The organism is Caballeronia grimmiae (assembly GCF_000698555.1).
GTDB lineage: Bacteria > Pseudomonadota > Gammaproteobacteria > Burkholderiales > Burkholderiaceae > Caballeronia > Caballeronia grimmiae.
In genome coordinates, this window is record NZ_JFHE01000004.1 from 288,887 (window position 1) to 305,118 (window position 16,232).

General features: G+C 63.9%; 15 protein-coding genes and 1 pseudogene. 5 read left to right on the forward strand and 11 right to left on the reverse strand.

The features are described from left to right. The first annotated feature begins 91 nt into the window (after window positions 1-91). Complete coding sequence (gene rpoH / locus BG57_RS07350) at window positions 92-1,027, forward strand: RNA polymerase sigma factor RpoH (protein ID WP_035961936.1); 936 nt, start codon at window positions 92-94, stop codon at window positions 1,025-1,027. A gap of 148 nt (window positions 1,028-1,175) precedes the next feature. Here the strand turns inward: rpoH and nagE are convergent, their stop codons facing one another. From nagE to nagA, 4 genes are all read right to left on the reverse strand, one after another. Next, the gene (gene nagE, locus BG57_RS07355) at window positions 1,176-2,954 is read right to left on the reverse strand and encodes an N-acetylglucosamine-specific PTS transporter subunit IIBC (RefSeq protein WP_035961817.1); all 1,779 of its coding nucleotides are present in this window, start codon (window positions 2,952-2,954) and stop codon (window positions 1,176-1,178) included. Between the two features lie 63 nt (window positions 2,955-3,017). After that, window positions 3,018-5,606: a phosphoenolpyruvate--protein phosphotransferase gene (ptsP, locus tag BG57_RS07360; protein ID WP_035961818.1), complete on the reverse strand. Its 2,589-nt coding sequence runs from the start codon at window positions 5,604-5,606 to the stop codon at window positions 3,018-3,020. Window positions 5,607-5,618: 12 nt separating this feature from the next. Next, complete coding sequence (locus tag BG57_RS07365) at window positions 5,619-6,626, reverse strand: SIS domain-containing protein (protein ID WP_035961819.1); 1,008 nt, start codon at window positions 6,624-6,626, stop codon at window positions 5,619-5,621. After that, on the reverse strand, window positions 6,616-7,722 hold the full coding sequence (nagA, locus tag BG57_RS07370; RefSeq protein WP_035961937.1) for an N-acetylglucosamine-6-phosphate deacetylase: 1,107 nt from the start codon (window positions 7,720-7,722) through the stop codon (window positions 6,616-6,618). The genes BG57_RS07365 and nagA overlap by 11 nt, the downstream gene beginning before the upstream one ends. Window positions 7,723-8,415: 693 nt before the next feature. Here nagA and BG57_RS33655 point away from each other — a divergent pair. Next, a pseudogene (locus BG57_RS33655) lies at window positions 8,416-8,634 on the forward strand (bifunctional helix-turn-helix transcriptional regulator/GNAT family N-acetyltransferase); the annotation flags it as partial. A gap of 117 nt (window positions 8,635-8,751) precedes the next feature. After that, window positions 8,752-9,339 (forward strand): GNAT family N-acetyltransferase, encoded by a 588-nt coding sequence (locus tag BG57_RS33660; RefSeq protein ID WP_229753842.1) that lies wholly within the window; start codon window positions 8,752-8,754, stop codon window positions 9,337-9,339. A 69-nt stretch (window positions 9,340-9,408) separates the two neighbouring features. Here the strand turns inward: BG57_RS33660 and BG57_RS07380 are convergent, their stop codons facing one another. Then, window positions 9,409-10,221 (reverse strand): MetQ/NlpA family ABC transporter substrate-binding protein, encoded by an 813-nt coding sequence (locus tag BG57_RS07380; protein ID WP_035961821.1) that lies wholly within the window; start codon window positions 10,219-10,221, stop codon window positions 9,409-9,411. A gap of 188 nt (window positions 10,222-10,409) precedes the next feature. Between BG57_RS07380 and BG57_RS07385 the strand changes: the two genes are divergently transcribed. Further along, window positions 10,410-10,706: a YciI family protein gene (locus BG57_RS07385; protein WP_035961822.1), complete on the forward strand. Its 297-nt coding sequence runs from the start codon at window positions 10,410-10,412 to the stop codon at window positions 10,704-10,706. A gap of 48 nt (window positions 10,707-10,754) precedes the next feature. Here BG57_RS07385 and BG57_RS07390 read toward each other — a convergent pair whose 3' ends face one another. Genes BG57_RS07390 through BG57_RS07410 form a run of 5 tightly spaced genes read right to left on the reverse strand, consistent with a single transcriptional unit; the run spans window position 10,755 to window position 14,801 of the window. After that, window positions 10,755-11,342, reverse strand: coding sequence for an SCO family protein (locus BG57_RS07390; RefSeq protein ID WP_035961824.1), 588 nt, complete (start codon window positions 11,340-11,342; stop codon window positions 10,755-10,757). Further along, complete coding sequence (gene cyoE / locus BG57_RS07395; RefSeq protein WP_035961826.1) at window positions 11,339-12,244, reverse strand: heme o synthase; 906 nt, start codon at window positions 12,242-12,244, stop codon at window positions 11,339-11,341. Before cyoE ends, BG57_RS07390 begins: the two co-directional genes overlap by 4 nt. A gap of 12 nt (window positions 12,245-12,256) precedes the next feature. Next, on the reverse strand, window positions 12,257-13,369 hold the full coding sequence (locus tag BG57_RS07400; protein ID WP_035961827.1) for a COX15/CtaA family protein: 1,113 nt from the start codon (window positions 13,367-13,369) through the stop codon (window positions 12,257-12,259). 9 nt (window positions 13,370-13,378) lie between these two features. Beyond that, window positions 13,379-14,032, reverse strand: a complete 654-nt coding sequence (locus BG57_RS07405; RefSeq protein WP_035961829.1) for an SCO family protein — start codon at window positions 14,030-14,032, stop codon at window positions 13,379-13,381. A gap of 19 nt (window positions 14,033-14,051) precedes the next feature. Then, window positions 14,052-14,801: an SURF1 family protein gene (locus BG57_RS07410; protein WP_035961830.1), complete on the reverse strand. Its 750-nt coding sequence runs from the start codon at window positions 14,799-14,801 to the stop codon at window positions 14,052-14,054. A 131-nt stretch (window positions 14,802-14,932) separates the two neighbouring features. On the opposite strand from BG57_RS07410, the gene BG57_RS07415 reads away from it, so the two are divergent. Continuing rightward, window positions 14,933-15,142, forward strand: a complete 210-nt coding sequence (locus tag BG57_RS07415) for a twin transmembrane helix small protein (RefSeq protein WP_035961831.1) — start codon at window positions 14,933-14,935, stop codon at window positions 15,140-15,142. A 181-nt stretch (window positions 15,143-15,323) separates the two neighbouring features. On the opposite strand, the gene BG57_RS07420 is transcribed toward BG57_RS07415, so the two are convergent. Further along, the gene (locus BG57_RS07420) at window positions 15,324-16,181 is read right to left on the reverse strand and encodes a cytochrome c oxidase subunit 3 (protein ID WP_035961832.1); all 858 of its coding nucleotides are present in this window, start codon (window positions 16,179-16,181) and stop codon (window positions 15,324-15,326) included. Window positions 16,182-16,232 lie beyond the last annotated feature (51 nt).

A 16,232-nucleotide genomic window follows, 5' to 3' on the forward strand; every position in this document is an offset into this window, starting at 1 on the left:
AGCACTCGTTGGAACGGAGTGCTAATATCGTGGCTGACTTGCCGCCGCCGTTCTGGCTGCGGGCAAATCATTTGAAAAGGAGCTTATGAGCGTGACCAATGCGATGACCCTTCCGAATGTAGTGGGCTCGGCGCCTGCCAAGGCATCTTCGGCAGGCGCGCTGACGTACGCACAGTCGTCGATGCTGACCGGGCAGATCGGCAACATCGATTCATACATACAAGCAGTGAACCGCATTCCGATGCTTTCGCAAGCGGAGGAACGTCAGTACGCAACCGAATTTCGCGAGCACGGCAATCTCGACGCGGCGCGGCAGCTCGTGCTTTCGCACCTGCGTCTCGTGGTGTCCATCGCCCGGAACTATCTGGGCTACGGCTTGCCGCATGCTGATTTGATTCAGGAAGGCAATATCGGTCTGATGAAGGCCGTTAAGCGCTTCGACCCGGAGCAAAACGTGCGCCTCGTGTCGTACGCGATGCACTGGATCAAGGCCGAGATTCACGAATACATCCTGCGCAATTGGCGCATGGTGAAAGTCGCGACAACCAAGGCGCAGCGCAAGCTGTTCTTCAACCTGCGCAGTCACAAGACCGGGCACGCGGCGTTCACGCCGGGCGAGATCGAAGGTCTCGCGAGCGAGTTGAACGTGAAGCGCGAGGAAGTCGCGGAGATGGAAACGCGTCTGTCGGGCGGCGATATCGCGCTCGAAGGCCAGGTCGATGACGGCGAGGAAGCGTTCGCGCCGATCGCCTATCTGGCGGACTCGCATAACGAACCGACAAACGTCATCGCCGCGCGCCAGTTCGACAAGCTGCAAAGCGATGGTCTGTCGACCGCGCTGGAGTCGCTGGACGACCGTAGCCGCCGCATCATCAAGGCGCGCTGGCTGGACGTGCAGGACGACGGATCGGGCGGCAAGACGCTGCACGAACTGGCCGACGAATTCGGCGTGTCGGCGGAGCGCATTCGCCAGATTGAAGCCAGCGCGATGAAGAAAATGCGCTCGGCGCTGCACGATTACGCGTAACGCCGCGTAGAGGCTGTAGCGGAAGATCGAAGCCCGCTGTCGAAAGACAGCGGGCTTTTTTTTTGCACAGCCGCTTTGCAGTGCCGCTGGTCGAAAAAAAACGGCGCTCCCGAAGGAGCGCCGTTTCTCGAAACAACCGCTTGCCGAATCAGGCCGGCATCGGTGCAGCGCCGCCGCCGTTACCCGTCAGACGCGTGCTCAACTGTGCGGCATATCGCTGCGCCGCCGCGCCGACGACGATGTGGAACGTATCCGCCGACACCCACGCGACATCCAGTTGCGACAGTCGCTGACGATCCACCGACGACGGATCGCGCACGACGACACGCAGGCGCGTCTGCGCGACGGCATCGAGCGAAACGACGTTCGTCGCACCGCCGAACACCGCGATCCAGCGCAGCGGGTCCGGATCGAGCGGACCGGCAGTCTGGTCAGCCACGCTTGCAGCGGCGACAGGCTGCGCCGGGGCCGACGAGGCCGGCGTCGCACCGCGCGTCGAGGAATGCTCGAGTTCGCCGCGAATCTCGTCCGCGATCAGGTCCGCTTCCGGTCCGATGATGACCTGCACGCTGGTCTTGCCGCGCTTCAGCACGCCGCGCGCGCCGATGGTCTTCAACTGCGGCTCGGACACGGCTTCCGCATCCACCACCGACAGACGCAGCCGCGTCGTGCAGGCATCGACGAGCGTCAGGTTCGACGCGCCGCCCAGTGCCGCGATGTACTTGCCTGCGCGCGTGCTGGCCGCAGCCGGCACGGTCTCACCCGGTACGAAGCCGCCGGCAGGGGTGGCATCGGTTTGGGCGTCGGTCGTGGCGGGTTCGCGGCCCGGCGTCGCCATGTTGAACTTGCGGATGAAGAAGCGGAACAGCCCGTAATACACGATGCCGTACACGAGGCCGAGCGGAATCGCCATCCAGCCGCGCTGCGACAAACCGTAGTTCAGCACGTAGTCGATCGCGCCCGCCGAGAACGTAAAGCCAAGGTGAATGCCGAGCGCCGAGCAGATCGCGAGCGACAGCCCGGTCAGCACCGCGTGGATGCCGTAGAGCACCGGCGCGAGGAACATGAAGCTGTATTCGATCGGCTCGGTCACGCCCGTGAGGAACGCGGTGAGCGCCATCGAGAACAGCAGGCCGCCGACGACCGCGCGGCGCTCCTTAGGCGCTTCGTGGAACATCGCGAGACACGCGGCGGGCAGGCCGAACATCATGATCGGGAAGAAGCCGGTCATGAAGCCGCCCGCGCTCTTGTCGCCCGCAAAGAAGCGATGCAGGTCGCCGTGCACCACCGCGCCGCCATCGGCAGGCGTGTAGGAGCCGAACACGAACCACGCGAGCGAATTGATGATGTGATGCAGCCCCGTCGCAAGCAGAATGCGGTTCAGCACGCCGAATACGAAGGTGCCGAGCGCGCCTGCCGTCGTGAGCCAGTTGCCGGCTGTATCGATGCCGAGCTGCACCGGCTTCCAGACGAAGCCGAGGAGAATGCCGAGAAAGAGGCAGGCGACCCCCGTGGCGATCGGCACAAAACGCTTGCCGCCGAAGAACGCCAGATACTCGGGGAGCTTGATGTCCTTGAAGCGGTTGTACATGTATCCCGCGACCATCCCCGCGATGATCCCCGACAACACGCCCATGTTGAGCTTGGCGTCGATGTCCTTCATGACGGCCGTTTCGATCAGATAACCGATCGCGCCGGCGAGACCCGCCGTGCCGTTGTTGTCCTTCGCGAAGCCGACTGCGACGCCGATGGCGAACAGAAGCGGCAGATTCGAAAAGATGGCGTCGCCGGCGTCGGCGATCATCTTGATGTTGAAGACGTCGGGCTGGCCAAGACGCAGCAGCAGGCCGGCCACCGGTAATACGGCAATCGGCAGCATCAGCGCGCGGCCTAGGCGCTGCATCTTTGCAAACGGGTTAGCGTCCATCGGGTTCTCCAAAAATATAGGTCTTGTCGGTGCTGCTCGGGGTTGTACGACGGTCAGTGCCGTTTAGTCCTGCGGCCAGATTTCGCGGCTGGCCGCCCTTACTGCCTGAGCCGATTCGAGCGCGAGCACGTCTTGCGCGCGCTGACGGCAAAGCTGGTAGTCGAGATTGCGCACGCGCGCCTTGATGCCCGGCACGGCGGACGGATCGACCGACAATTCCGTCACGCCCAGGCCGACGAGCAGCGGCACCGCGAGCGGATCGCCGCCGAGCGCGCCGCATACGCCGACCCACTTGCCATGCTTCTCCGCGCCCTGCACCGCCGCCTTGATGAGCCGCAGCACGGCCGGATGCAGGCCGTCGGACTGCGCGGCGAGATCGGGCTGGCAGCGGTCCATCGCGAGCGTGTACTGCGTCAGATCGTTGGTGCCGATCGAGAAAAAATCGGCGTATTTCGCGAGTTGATCGGCGAGCATCGCCGCCGACGGAACTTCGATCATCACGCCTACTTCGATCGCATCCGTGCGGCCCGCTTCGCGCGCCAGTTCGTCGATGCGCGCGCGCAGCCGCTGCAATTCGCCGGCGTCGGTGACCATCGGCAGAAGAATGCGGACCGCGCCCGCCGGCGTGACGGCGAGCAGACCGCGCAACTGGTCGTCGAGCAGATCGGGGCGCACCTGCGCGAGACGGATGCCGCGCAAGCCCAGCGCCGGATTCTCTTCGGGCGGCAGCGTCAGATAGTCCACTTCCTTGTCCGCGCCGACATCGAGCGTGCGGATGATGGCCGAGCGCCCGGCGAGCGCATCGACGATGTCCTGATAGCTCGACGCGTGCTCCGCGACCGTCGGCGCAGCCTGACGGTGGATGAACAGCAGTTCCGTGCGCAGCAGCCCGACCGCGTCCGCGCCGTTGTCGACGGCGGCCTTCGCGTCGTCGAGCGTGGCGATATTCGCGGCGATTTCGATGTGACGCCCATCGCGCGTCGATGCCGCCTCCTGCGACATCTTGCGATTCGCCTCGCGCACGCTGGCAAGCCGTTCGCGCTCATGGCGCGCGCGTTCGACATCGAGCGCGGTCGGCGCATGTTCGAAGCGTCCCGCCGATGCGTCCACGACCACTTGCGTGTCTTCCGGAATCGCGTGAAGCGCATCGCCAATCGCGACGAGCGCCGGAATGCCCATTTGACGCGCGATGATCGCCGCGTGCGACGTCGCACCGCCGCGCGACATCACGAGCGCGGTCACACGCGTCCGGTCGATCGACGACAGGTCGGACGGCGTGAATTCGGTGGCCGCGAGCACGGCTTCGTCGGGCAGCGCGCGCGCCGCCGTGTTCGTGAGGCCGAGTGCGCGCAGCACGCGCTTTTCGATATCGCGCAGGTCGGCGGCGCGTTCGGCGAGCAGCGCGTCGTTCACGTTGTTGAGCAACGCGATTTGCGCGCGGATCGACTCGCGCCACGCGAAGCCTGCGCTCTTGCCGAGACTGATCAGATCGCGGGCGGCGTCGACGAGCGTCGGGTCTTCCAGCAGCACGCGATGCACCGCGAAAATGCCCGCTTCACCGACCGCGCCGCGTTGCGAGGCGGTCCGCACGGTGTCCTCGAGTTCCGTGTCCACTTGTGCGATCGCGCGGTCGAGCGCCCGGCTTTCGGCCGCCGAAGGTCCGCTCGCTTTTTCTTCCGGCACGATCTCCTGATCGTCCCAGCGCACAAGCTTTCCGACCGCGATGCCAGGCGCGGCGCACACGCCGGCCAGCATGTTCGGCGGCAGTGGTTGCGCGGAAGCGCGAGCCGCAAGCGGCGCGGGCGATTTCTCGCGCGCCGGCGTTTCTTCGACTTCGCCTTGAGCGGCGCGCAACAACTCGGTCGCGACGGCATCGACCGCTTCCTGCGCCTGCGCGCCCATGCCGACGAGCTCGATGGTCGCGCCTTCGCCTGCGCCCAGACCGAGCAGGCCGACAACGCTTTCCACCGCCGCCTTGCGGCCCTGGTAACGCACTTCGACCTTGGCGTCGATGCCGCGCGCCGCTTCCCGCGCCCGCGCCGCCGGACGCGCATGCAAGCCGCCCGCGTGCGCCAGCGTGACGCTGCGCCGCGCTTCATTGACGACGTTCGACGACGACAGCGCCGCCTGCGCCGCCGCGCCTTCCTTCGCGCGCAGCACGAGCATGCGCTCGCCCGCCTTCACCACGCCGCGGCTGGCGCGCTGGATGACATCGAATGCATCGCCGTTGGCGATCGCAATGACGGAAACAAGGCTGGGTGCGTGCTGCGCGACGAAATCGGCGTCGAATTCGATCAGCGGCTGGCCCGCGCGCACCGACGCGCCCTGCTCGACCTTCGGCGTGAAGCCCTTGCCGCCCAGTTCGACCGTATCGATGCCGATATGCACGAGGATTTCCGCTCCCTGCGCGGTGCGCAGCGTGACCGCGTGATGGGTGCGCGCGAGATGGGTGACCGTGCCATCGCAAGGCGAAACGAGCACGTGATCGAGCGGGTCGATGCCGATGCCGTCGCCGAACATGCCCTCGGCGAATACGGGGTCGGGCACGTCGGCGAGCGGGACGACGGGGCCGGTGAACGGAGCGAGCAGAACGACGTCGCTCGGGTTATCGGCGGTGGAGGAATTCAGCAAAGACTGCTCGGCACGGCGCATCGTCTTTCTCACTCAATGGGTTTCGGTGACTTTGTTCAGGTGGCGCGGCGCGTCGGGATTGCGCCCGCGTGCGGCGGCCAGACCGGCGGCCATCACATAGAACGAAAGAATTGCGGCGATCGGATCGAGCGCCGGGTGATCGGTTGCAACGAGCGGCAGTTCCGCCTCGGCCACGTCGCTCGGCGCGGCGAGCAGCACGCGGGCGCCGCGTGCGCGCATGTCGGCGGCAAGCTGGATCAGGCCAGCCTGCTCCGGTCCGCGCGGCGCGAAAACGAGCAGCGGATAATCGCGATCGATGATCTCCATCGGGCCATGACGCACTTCGGCGCTCGAGAACGCTTCGGCCTGAATGCCCGACGTCTCCTTCAGCTTCAACGCCGCTTCCTGCGCGATGGCAAGGCCAAGCCCGCGCCCGATCACGATCATGCGATCGACGTTCTTCAGTTCGTCGACGGCGCGCGTCCAGTCGAGCTTGCCCGCCGCGCGCAGTGCGTCCGGCAGCGACTTCAGCGCGTTGAGCAATTCGACATCGCGCTGAACGTGCGCGATCACGATTGCCGACAGCGAGAGCATCGCGATATAGCTTTTGGTCGCCGCGACGGACAACTCCGGCCCGGCGAGCAGCGGCAAGTACCATTCGCACGCGGTTTCGAGCGGCGAGCCCGGCACGTTGACGGCCGCAACGGTGAACGCGCCCGCATCGCGCAGCGCCTGCATCGTGCCGACGAGGTCGGGGCTCTTGCCCGATTGCGAGAAGGCGACGGCAAGCTGACCGGACACGCGCAGCGGCGCTTGCTGGAGCGTGGCGACGGACATCGGCAGCGAGGCGACGGGCACGCCGATGCGGCTCATCGTCAGGCTTGCGAAATAACTGGCGGCGTGGTCCGAACTGCCGCGAGCGACGGTCAACGCGACATGACGCGGCTGCTCCGCGAGTTTCACGGCCAGCGCTTCGATGCGCGAGGTATCGGCGAGCTGAGCCGCGACGACATCCGCGGACTCCAGCGCCTCATTGAGCATATTCGACAAGCGATTCTCCTTCGACATACGTGGCGGTCAGTGCAAAGTCCCGGTCGAGCACGACGAGATCGGCCCATGCGCCACGCGCGATGCGGCCGCGATCTTCGAGCCCGAGGTAATCGGCGGGAAAGCGCGACAAGCGGTTGGAAACGTCCGCGAGCGGAATGCCCAGCGAGACGAGATTACGGAGCGCCTGATCCATCGTCAGGGTGCTGCCTGCGAGCGTGCCGTCCGCGAGGCGCACGCCGCCCATGCATTTGGTGACGTGCTGGCTGCCGAGGCGATACTCGCCGTCCGGCATACCGGCCGCCGACGTGCTGTCGGTGACGACGTAAAGACGCGGGATCGCGCGCATCGCGGCGCGGATCGCACCGGGATGGACGTGCAGCAGGTCGGGAATCAGTTCGGCGTACTCCGCATGCGCGAGCGCCGCGCCGACCATGCCGGGATCGCGATGATGCAGCGGGGACATCGCGTTGAACAGGTGCGTGAAGCCGCGTGCGCCGTGTTTGAGCGCGTTGACGGCGTCGTCGTAAGTGCCGAGCGAATGACCCAGTTGCACGCGCACGCCGCGCGCAGCCATCTCGGCGATGACTTCCATATGCCCCGAAATCTCCGGCGCAATGGTCACGACACGGATCGGCGCGAGTTCGAGGAATTTGAGCACTTCGTCGCGCACCGCGACGGCGGCTGCGTCCGGCTGCGCGCCCAGCTTGCCGGGATTGATGTACGGTCCTTCCAGATGCACGCCCAACACGCGCGCACCGTTCGCGGCGCGGTATTTGGCGCGTTCGCCCAGGCCGGCGACGACGTCCATCAGTTCGTCGCGCGGCGCGGTCATCGTCGTGGCCAGCAGGCTCGTCGTGCCGTGCTTCGCGTGCTCGCGGGCGACGGTATCGGCTGCGTCGCCGCCTTCCATGATGTCGCGGCCACCGCCGCCATGCACGTGAAGATCGATGAAGCCGGGCAGTATGAACGGCGCGTCATTAATCGACGGATCGGCGATATGGCCTTCGAGCGCCGTGACACGGCCGTTTTCGAAACGCACGGAACCGTGGATCCATCCGTCGTTCGTCAGTATGTTTCCTTTCAGCATGAAGTTCTCTGGAAGTGCGCAATGCGTGATGAGGTTCCGGGCCGTTCGCGCCATGCTGCGAGCAGGCTGACTCGCGCGTACTTCGATAAGCGCGAGCCTGCGGACGGCGTCATTGGGTCCTCTTGTTGTCTTCGTTACTCTCTTCGGAATCCGTGCGAATCGCGCGATGCAAGGTTGGCTGGCCTCGGCGAGGCCGCTGCCGCTGCCGCTGCCGCTGCGACGCAGGTTCATTGCCGCCGAGCAGCGGTCACTGAAAAGGCAGCGCCGTGCGCCTTTTGCTGCTCGCGCAACGCCTGAATTCAGGGTGTCGCGTGAAATGCGAATGGAAACCGCAGGCTTTTGTGCATCGCATTGAATGGTTTCCGCGGCGAGCCTTGAAAGCCCACACCGCTTGAAAGTGGAGCCCATTATATAACCAACATAATACCAGTCAATGTCTGCCAGATAGCTGCACGCACCGCTGGAATCCTGCTCATAATCAATAAGTTACAGATTGATCCGCGTGTGCTTTCGGAGAATAATTGCCATGAGGACTTACCCGCATAAACCTGGCTGGTCTGCTCGATTGTCGATTGCACTAGAATTTGGGCATGCACGCATTCGCACGATCGTGCTTTCTTTGGCACAATGTGGGCATTAGTTCGGAATCGCAATTAATTAATCAAAACCAGATTTCTGAGAGAGCGAAGGCAGATGGGCTGTTTTGATCCGAGTCGGGGTGTTGAAGCCGTCAGGCGCTTCAACCGGTTTTACGCGCGCCACGCGGGCGCTTTCCATGAACGGCTTCACAAGAGCCATTTTTCGCTCACCGAGGTGCGCATTCTTCACGAGCTTGCGCACGATCGCGCGCACACCGCCGCCGATCTTTCGCGCAATCTCGGGCTGGATACGGGCTACCTCAGCCGCCTCATCTCGAACTTCCAGAAGATGGGGCTCGTGGTGCGGCGCAAGAACGAGTCGGACGGGCGCGCGCATCTCCTGTTCATGACAACCGAGGCGAAAGCCAAAGTCGATGAACTCGACCTTCATGTGTCCACGGAAACGGCCTCGCTTCTCAACCGGCTGGCCCCCGGCGAGATCGAGCAGTTGTCGTCGGCGATGGCGGACATCGAGCGGCTGCTGTCGCCCTCTTCCGCCGACGTCGTCACACGCCTGCGCAGTCCGCGGTGCGGCGATTTCGGCTGGATGATCGAGCGTCACGCGCTGCTCGACGTATCCGAAGGGGCGTGCCTCCTGAACGAGACTCACGCGGCCGACGTCATCTCACGCTTTTTACACGCCATGCAGACGAACAAGCCGGGCATCGCATGCTGGGTGGCCGAGCAGCAAGGCGCCGCTCGCGTCGGTGCGGCGGTGCTGAATGCGGCGTCGGAAAGTCAGGCGCGCATTGAACTGCTGTTCGTCGAGCCGGGCGCACGGCGCTGCGGTTTGGGCGAAAGCCTCGTCGCGGCATGCGCGAACTTTGCGCAGGGCGCGGGTTACGAAAGCGTCGTCTGCCAAATCGACGATGCGCGCGAGGACCTGTGCGCCCTCTTCATGCGCAGCGGCTTCAAGCTGCGTCAAGATGAAACAGGCGTCGTCTGGGAGCGCGAGCTGCGGCGGATTTACGCCGAATGACGGACTGATCCGCGCAATAAAAAACGGCGTCCATCGGGACGCCGTAGAAACGAGAGGACTGCAGTTCGTTTAGAACGAAGGCACGACAGAACCTTTGAACTCGTTCTTGAGGAACTGGCGCACGTCCTCGGACTGATACGCGGCGACGAGCTTCTTCACCCAGGGCTGGTCCTTGTCCTTCGCGCGGACCGCAATCAGGTTCGCATACGGGCTATGCACGTCTTCGAGCGCAATCGCGTCCTTCGTCGGCTGCAGGCCGGCGGCAAGGGCGAAGTTCGTGTTGATCGCGGCGGCGTCGACATCGGCGAGCGTGCGGGGCAGTTGCGCTGCATCGAGCTCGACCAGTTTGATCTTCTTCGGATTCTCGGCGACGTCGAGCGCAGTTGCGCTGTTGCCGTTCGCGCCGGCGCCGGCCTTCAGCTTGATGACGCCCTGCGACTGCAACAGCAGAAGCGCGCGATTCTCGTTGGACGGATCGTTCGGCACCGCGACTTTCGCGCCTTGCGGCAGGTCCTTCAGCGACTTCAGCTTCTTCGAATACACGCCGAGCGGCGAAATGTACGTCAGCCCCGCGTTGACGATCTTGTATCCGCGCTGCTTGACCTGGCTATCGAGATACGGCTGATGCTGGAAGCTGTTGGCGTCGAGATCGCCGGCATCGAGCGCGGCGTTCGGCTGAACATAGTCGTTGAACTCGATCACCTTCACGTTCAGACCTTCGCGCTTGGCGACTTTCTGCACGACTTGCCAGATTTGTGCGTCGGGGCCGCTGATCGTGCCGACCTTGATGACCTTGTCGTCGGCATGGGCCGAGAAGCTCGTGACGAACGCCGCGGACGCCACGAAGGCGGCCACAGCTTTAAGCAAATTTCTGCGCTGCATGGTGTTCCTGTTTCGAATGCAAAATGACTGCGGGAGTGCTGTACCGGCTGTCGCACAAGGCGCGCGGCCGATGCGCAAATCTTCGCACAGCGTCGGCGCCTGCGGAAATACGGTTTGCTTATGACCATATCCGCTGGCGGTGCGCCGTACAATTAAATGCACACAAGCTTCGTCGAGGCGCCATCAGCATGTACCTGATCAATCTGCGATACACCGGCGCGCTCGCCGAAATCGACGATGCGCTCGAAGAACATCGGGCGTTTCTCGAACGCCATTTCGCCGCTGGCGTGTTCGTGATGGCGGGGCCGAAGGTGCCGCGCGACGGCGGCGTGATTATCGCGACGGGCGTAGATCGTGAGCGGCTCGACGCGATCATTGCCGAGGACCCGTTTGCCCGTCAGCAACTCGCACACTACGAGATCACCGAGTTCAAGGCGACGCGTCTCGCGCCGGGGCTGAACCTGCCTGAACCCTCGACGCCATGAAAAAAGCGGCCTGCGGGCCGCTTCGTGTTTCGCTTGCTGCCTGGCCGATCAGTCGATCAGCAGCTTGAGATCGTGCACCCAGGGCTCCACGCCCTGCCCATCGCGAGCGAAAAGACGCAGCTTGCCGTCCTTGTCGAACACGTAGCTCGCGGCGGTGTGATCCATCGTGTAATCGGCAGGCGTCTTGCCCGCTGCCTTTCCGTAGTACACGCGAAAATCCTTGGCAACTTTCTGAAGCTGCGCGTCATCGGGGCGCAAGCCGATGTACGACGTGTTGAACGCCGACACGTATTGCCCGAGCAGGTCCGGTGTGTCGCGTGCGGGATCGACCGTGACCATCAGCACTTGCACGTCTTTCGATTTGTCGCCGAGTTGCTGCATCGCCTGGGAAAGCTCGGCGAGCGTCGTCGGGCAGACATCGGGGCAATGCGTGTAGCCGAAGAACAGCACGACCGCCTTACCCTTGAAGTCAGCGAGCGTGCGCGTCTTGCCGGCGGTGTCGGGCAATGAGAAGTCGCTGCCGAACTGCTTGTTGCCGGTGATATCGAGGTTCTTGAAATCGGGCGCCTTGTCGCACGCGCACAGCAGCGCCGCGCATGCGAACAATGCGAGAAGGCGGCGAACAGCGGCCATCATGCGCCGATCACCGTGCGAACGTAGTGGTCGATCAGCAGGGCGGCGAAGAGCAGCGACAGATAGACGATCGAATAACGGAAAGCGCGGCGCGCGAGCGCGTCCGAATAAGCGCGATACAGCTTCCACGCATAGCCGAGGAAGATCGCGCCCAGCACGATCGCGCTCGCCAGATAGACGACGCCGCTCATGCCGGAGACGAAAGGCATCAGCGTGACGGCGAACAGCACGATGGTGTACAGAAAGATGTTCAGCAGGGTGTACTTTTCGCCGTGAGTTACGGGAAGCATCGGCAGGCCGGCGTTCTCGTAGTCCTTGCGGCGATACAGCGCGAGCGCCCAGAAATGCGGCGGCGTCCACACGAAGATGATCAGCACGAGAATCCAGGCGTCGCCGGGCACCGCGCCCGTGACGGCGGCCCATCCGAGCGCCGGCGGCATCGCGCCGGACGCGCCGCCGATCACGATGTTCTGCGGCGTGTAAGGCTTGAGCAGCAGCGTATAGATGACCGCGTAGCCGACGAAAGTCGCGACCGTGAGCCACATCGTCAGCGGATTGGTGAACCTGTAAAGCGTCCACATGCCGATGCCGCCGAGCACCGCCGAGAACATCAGAATCTGCGTGCTGGTGATCTGCCCGCGCGCCGACGGACGCCATGCGGTGCGACGCATCTTCGCATCGACTTTCTGCTCGACGAGGCAATTGATGGCGAATGCGCCAGCCGCGAGCAGCCAGATGCCGACCGCGCCGCCGATGAGTTTGGTCCACGGCACCATGCCGGGCGTCGACAGGAACATGCCGATGACCGCGCAGAAGACGGCCAGTTGCGTCACGCGCGGCTTGGTCAGCGCGATGTACTGCGAGACGCGGCTGCCGAGGGGGGAATTGAGTGTGGTGCTATCCATGGACATGGGCCATCACGCTGAAACGACGTCGCGCGCGGGAAGCGCGGCGCGGCCGGGACGGCTGGAAGAGATTCGAAAGTTTAGCATGACGAGCAGCAGCAACAGGACGGCCGCGCCGCCGTTATGAGCGACGGCGACCGGCAGCGGCCATTGCAGCACGATGTTCGACATGCCCGTCAAAAACTGAATGACGATGACCGCCAGCACGCCGTTCGCCGGCTTGCGCAGCGATTCGAAGCGGCGCAGCTTCGCAGCCAGCCACAGCAAATACAGCACGACGACGACCGCGAACGTGCGATGCGTCCAGTGAATCGCGACGAGCGCATCCTGCGAGATGACATCGCCTTCGCCGGTCATGCCGAGCGCGCGCCACAGGTGAAAGCCGTGTTCGAAGTTCATCGGCGGAATCCATTGCCCGTTGCAGAGCGGAAAGTCGGTGCAGGCCAGCACAGCATAGTTCGTGCTCACCCAGCCGCCGAGCGCGATCTGTACGACCAGCAGCGCGAGTCCGAACACGGCGGCGGGCATCCAGCGCGCGGCGGTCGAATCGAGCGACGGAACCGGCGTCATGCGCGCCGCCAGCCAGCCGAGCACGCCCAGAAGCGCGAGGCCGAGCAGCAGGTGCGTCGTGACGATCACCGGCTGGAGCTTGAGCGTGACGGTCCACGCGCCGAATGCGCCTTGCAGGCAGATCAGCAGCAGGATGCCGGTCGGCCACCACGGCGACACGTGCAGCGGACGGCGCTTGATGCGCGCGGTCCACGCGATGATCACTTGAGCGATGATCAGCACGCCGATCGCCATCGCGAAATAGCGATGCAACATCTCGATCCACGCCTTGACCATGCTGACGGGTCCGGTCGGCATGGCCTGATACGCGGCGGAAATCTGTGCGTGCGCGATGAACGGCGACGACGTGCCGTAACAGCCCGGCCAGTCCGGGCAGCCGAGGCCGGAATCGGTCAGGCGCGTGAAGCCGCCGAACATGATCAGGTCGAGCGTCAGAAAAGTGGTGAGCCAGACGAGCTTTTTGAACTTGTCGTCATCGGCCTTCACCCAGACATAGGACAGCGGCAACAGCGCAATGCACAAGCCGATCAGTCCCAGTTGCAACACGAAACTCATAGTCCACCCTCAACCGATACGCGACCACTTCAACAGCTTCGCCACATCCGCGTTGATCTTCTTCGGATCGGGGTCCTTCGGGAAGCGCATCATCAAATTACCGTTCGGATCGACGAGAAAGATGTGATCCGTCAGCTTCGTGCCGTCCGCGACCGGCAGCCACTCGCCGACGGCGCGTGGATCGGCGATCAGCATGCGCGTGTCCGGTTGCGGATACGCTGCCTTGATGACGTCGGCGACGGGCTTGTCGTCCGTGCGCAGCCAGACGTTGACCACGCGGTCACGCTCCGCCGATTGCAGCACGCGCACTTGTCGCATGTAGTAGAGGCGCTTCACGCACTGTTCGTCGCAATCGCCGCCATTGACGGTGATCATCAGCCACTTGCCTTCTAGCGACTTGAACGGAAGCGTCTGCCCTTTCTCGTCCGTAACGACGAGTTGCGACGGAATCGGGCGCTGCGGATCGATGAGCTTGCCGTAGCTCGAGGTGCCGCCTGCCGGCTTGAAGACGTAGTACATCAGGTACGACGCGATCACCGGCGCCGCGCAAACGAGCGCCAGCAGCACGAGCATCCAGCGGCCGTTGGTCCAGGAGCCCTTGGAGGGCGTGCGTTGCCGCGTGGGCGGCTTGTCTGCGGCGGTCGTGGGGCGTTGGGAAGGCATCGTTCGTATAGAAATGAATTCAGGCGTGATTTGCGGCTTCGTCGTCGTCGCGGGGATTGCGCGGTGCGTCGGTCTTCTTCGCGGCGCGGCGTGCGGCATACAGGCCGAAGCCCACGGCGGCGACGGCCATGCCCCACCACTGAAGCATGTAACCGTAGTTGCGTTCGACGCCCAGCGTCGGCGCGGGCCAGTCGCGCACGAGCCGGTCGTGCGTGTCGTTCGTTTGCTGGATCACGAACGGCTGCAGCGCAAACCCCGTCTCGGCGGCGAACGCGGGAATGCTCAGGTTCTGCCGGATCTGCTGATGCGCCGCCGATCCACCCTTGCCCAGTTCGAACGCCTGAGACGGATTGGCGCGCGCAACGCCCTGAATATCGACGACGCCCTGCGGCGTCTCATAGCGTTCGATGCCAGTGCGGTCGGCCAGATTGCGCGGCAGCCATCCGCGATTGACGAGCACGTAGCCGCCGCCCTCGAGTTTAAGCGGCATCACGACATAAAAGCCGGGCTGGTCGTTATACGGACGATTGTCCAGATACACGACGCGCTCGGGCATGAACTCGCCGCGCGCTTCCACGCGATGGAACTCGACCGACTTAAGCGGCATCGGATCGACGCCCACACGCTCTGCCGGCGCGTTCTCGAACGCGACGATACGCGCGTTGAGCGCCTCCTTCTGAAGCGCGCGATCGCGCTGCCAGAAGCCGAGACGCACGGTCACCGCCACGACGATAAGAATCAGGACCGTGGGCCAGAAACGGATTTTCATGCGCGACACGACCGCAGTGAAGCGTTGCGCGCCGCGCGGCGCGATGCGTCGAGTGAGATAATGAGATGACTCGTTTCCATACTGCTCAATGCGTTATCCGGGCAACTTGAGCAACATTGCCGGCTGGTTTCATGCACATTATCGTCGCCATCGCTTTCATTCTCATCCTCGGCAGCCTCGGTTCGGCGCTGTATTTCATGATGACCGACCGCGGCAAGACCAAGCGGATGGTGTGGTCGCTCGCCATGCGCGTCGGGCTGTCCATTTCGTTGTTCCTGTTCATCCTCTTCGCACACTGGATGGGCTGGATTCAATCGACGGGCATTCCCCTCGGACGATAACCCGCCGCAAAGGTTCTCCAACACAGGACCGATTGTCGCGGAGCGCGAATCGCTCGCGCGTGCCGTTTCCATTTCCTCCCGCGCCGCAAAGCAAAACGCCGCCCCCGAAACCTGAGGGCGGCGCGAAATCACGGCTCGACTGCGGTTAGCGGGCGCACGAAGCCGCCCGCTGGAAACGCGCTTACAGCCAGTACACGACGACGTACAGCCCGAGCCAGACGACGTCGACAAAGTGCCAGTACCACGCGGCGCCTTCGAATGCGAAGTGGTGCTCTGCCGTGAAGTGTCCGCGCATCATGCGCACCAGCACGACCGCGAGCATCGTGCCGCCCAGGAACACGTGGAAGCCGTGGAAGCCGGTCAGCAGGAAGAACGTCGAGCCGTACACGCCGGATGCCAGCGTCAGGTTCAGTTCGTTGTACGCGTGGAAGTATTCGTAGCCCTGGCAGAACAGGAAGATCACGCCGAGCAGCACCGTCGCGGCGAGCCAGCCGATCGCCTTCCTGCGATGATCCTCGCGCAGCGCATGGTGCGCCACCGTCAGCGTCGCGCCGGAAGTGAGCAGCAGCGCGGTGTTGATGGTCGGCAGCGGCCACGGCACCATCGCGCGGAAGTGCGGGACCAGCGCGGCAGGGCCATTGTTTGGCCACACGGCGGAGAAGTCCGGCCAGATCAGCTTGTAGTCGAGGCTGCCGAGTTCGTGCAATGCGATGGCTCGTGCATAGAACAGCGCACCGAAGAACGCACCGAAGAACATCACTTCGGAGAAGATGAACCAGCTCATGCTCCAGCGATACGACACGTCCACGCGCTTGCCGTACATGCCGCCTTCCGATTCGGAGATCGCGTCGCCGAACCAGTGCCACAGCACGAACAGCAGGAACAGCAGGCCGATCAGCGTCGTGAACGGCGCGAACGAATGACCGTTGATCCACGCCGCCAGCGAGGACAGCATCACCAGCAAGCCGCACGCAGCCAGAATCGGATGCCGTGACGGATGCGGCACGAAATAGTACGGGCTCTCGTTTTGACCGCTCATTGTTGATTCTCCACTTCGATCCAGTTGCTTGAATTTTTTTTGATGCCGCAT

What these genes read in the sequence shown, in the direction of transcription:
- nagE (WP_035961817.1), bottom strand. Translation starts at nt 2,954, where the DNA reads ATGGACGCTAACCCGTTTGCAAAGATGCAGCGCCTAGGCCGCGCGCTG.
- ptsP (WP_035961818.1), bottom strand. Translation starts at nt 5,606, where the DNA reads ATGCGCCGTGCCGAGCAGTCTTTGCTGAATTCCTCCACCGCCGATAAC.
- BG57_RS07365 (WP_035961819.1), bottom strand. Translation starts at nt 6,626, where the DNA reads ATGCTCAATGAGGCGCTGGAGTCCGCGGATGTCGTCGCGGCTCAGCTC.
- nagA (WP_035961937.1), bottom strand. Translation starts at nt 7,722, where the DNA reads ATGCTGAAAGGAAACATACTGACGAACGACGGATGGATCCACGGTTCC.
- BG57_RS07380 (WP_035961821.1), bottom strand. Translation starts at nt 10,221, where the DNA reads ATGCAGCGCAGAAATTTGCTTAAAGCTGTGGCCGCCTTCGTGGCGTCC.
- BG57_RS07385 (WP_035961822.1), top strand. Translation starts at nt 10,410, where the DNA reads ATGTACCTGATCAATCTGCGATACACCGGCGCGCTCGCCGAAATCGAC.
- BG57_RS07390 (WP_035961824.1), bottom strand. Translation starts at nt 11,342, where the DNA reads ATGATGGCCGCTGTTCGCCGCCTTCTCGCATTGTTCGCATGCGCGGCG.
- cyoE (WP_035961826.1), bottom strand. Translation starts at nt 12,244, where the DNA reads ATGGATAGCACCACACTCAATTCCCCCCTCGGCAGCCGCGTCTCGCAG.
- BG57_RS07400 (WP_035961827.1), bottom strand. Translation starts at nt 13,369, where the DNA reads ATGAGTTTCGTGTTGCAACTGGGACTGATCGGCTTGTGCATTGCGCTG.
- BG57_RS07405 (WP_035961829.1), bottom strand. Translation starts at nt 14,032, where the DNA reads ATGCCTTCCCAACGCCCCACGACCGCCGCAGACAAGCCGCCCACGCGG.
- BG57_RS07410 (WP_035961830.1), bottom strand. Translation starts at nt 14,801, where the DNA reads ATGAAAATCCGTTTCTGGCCCACGGTCCTGATTCTTATCGTCGTGGCG.
- BG57_RS07415 (WP_035961831.1), top strand. Translation starts at nt 14,933, where the DNA reads ATGCACATTATCGTCGCCATCGCTTTCATTCTCATCCTCGGCAGCCTC.
- BG57_RS07420 (WP_035961832.1), bottom strand. Translation starts at nt 16,181, where the DNA reads ATGAGCGGTCAAAACGAGAGCCCGTACTATTTCGTGCCGCATCCGTCA.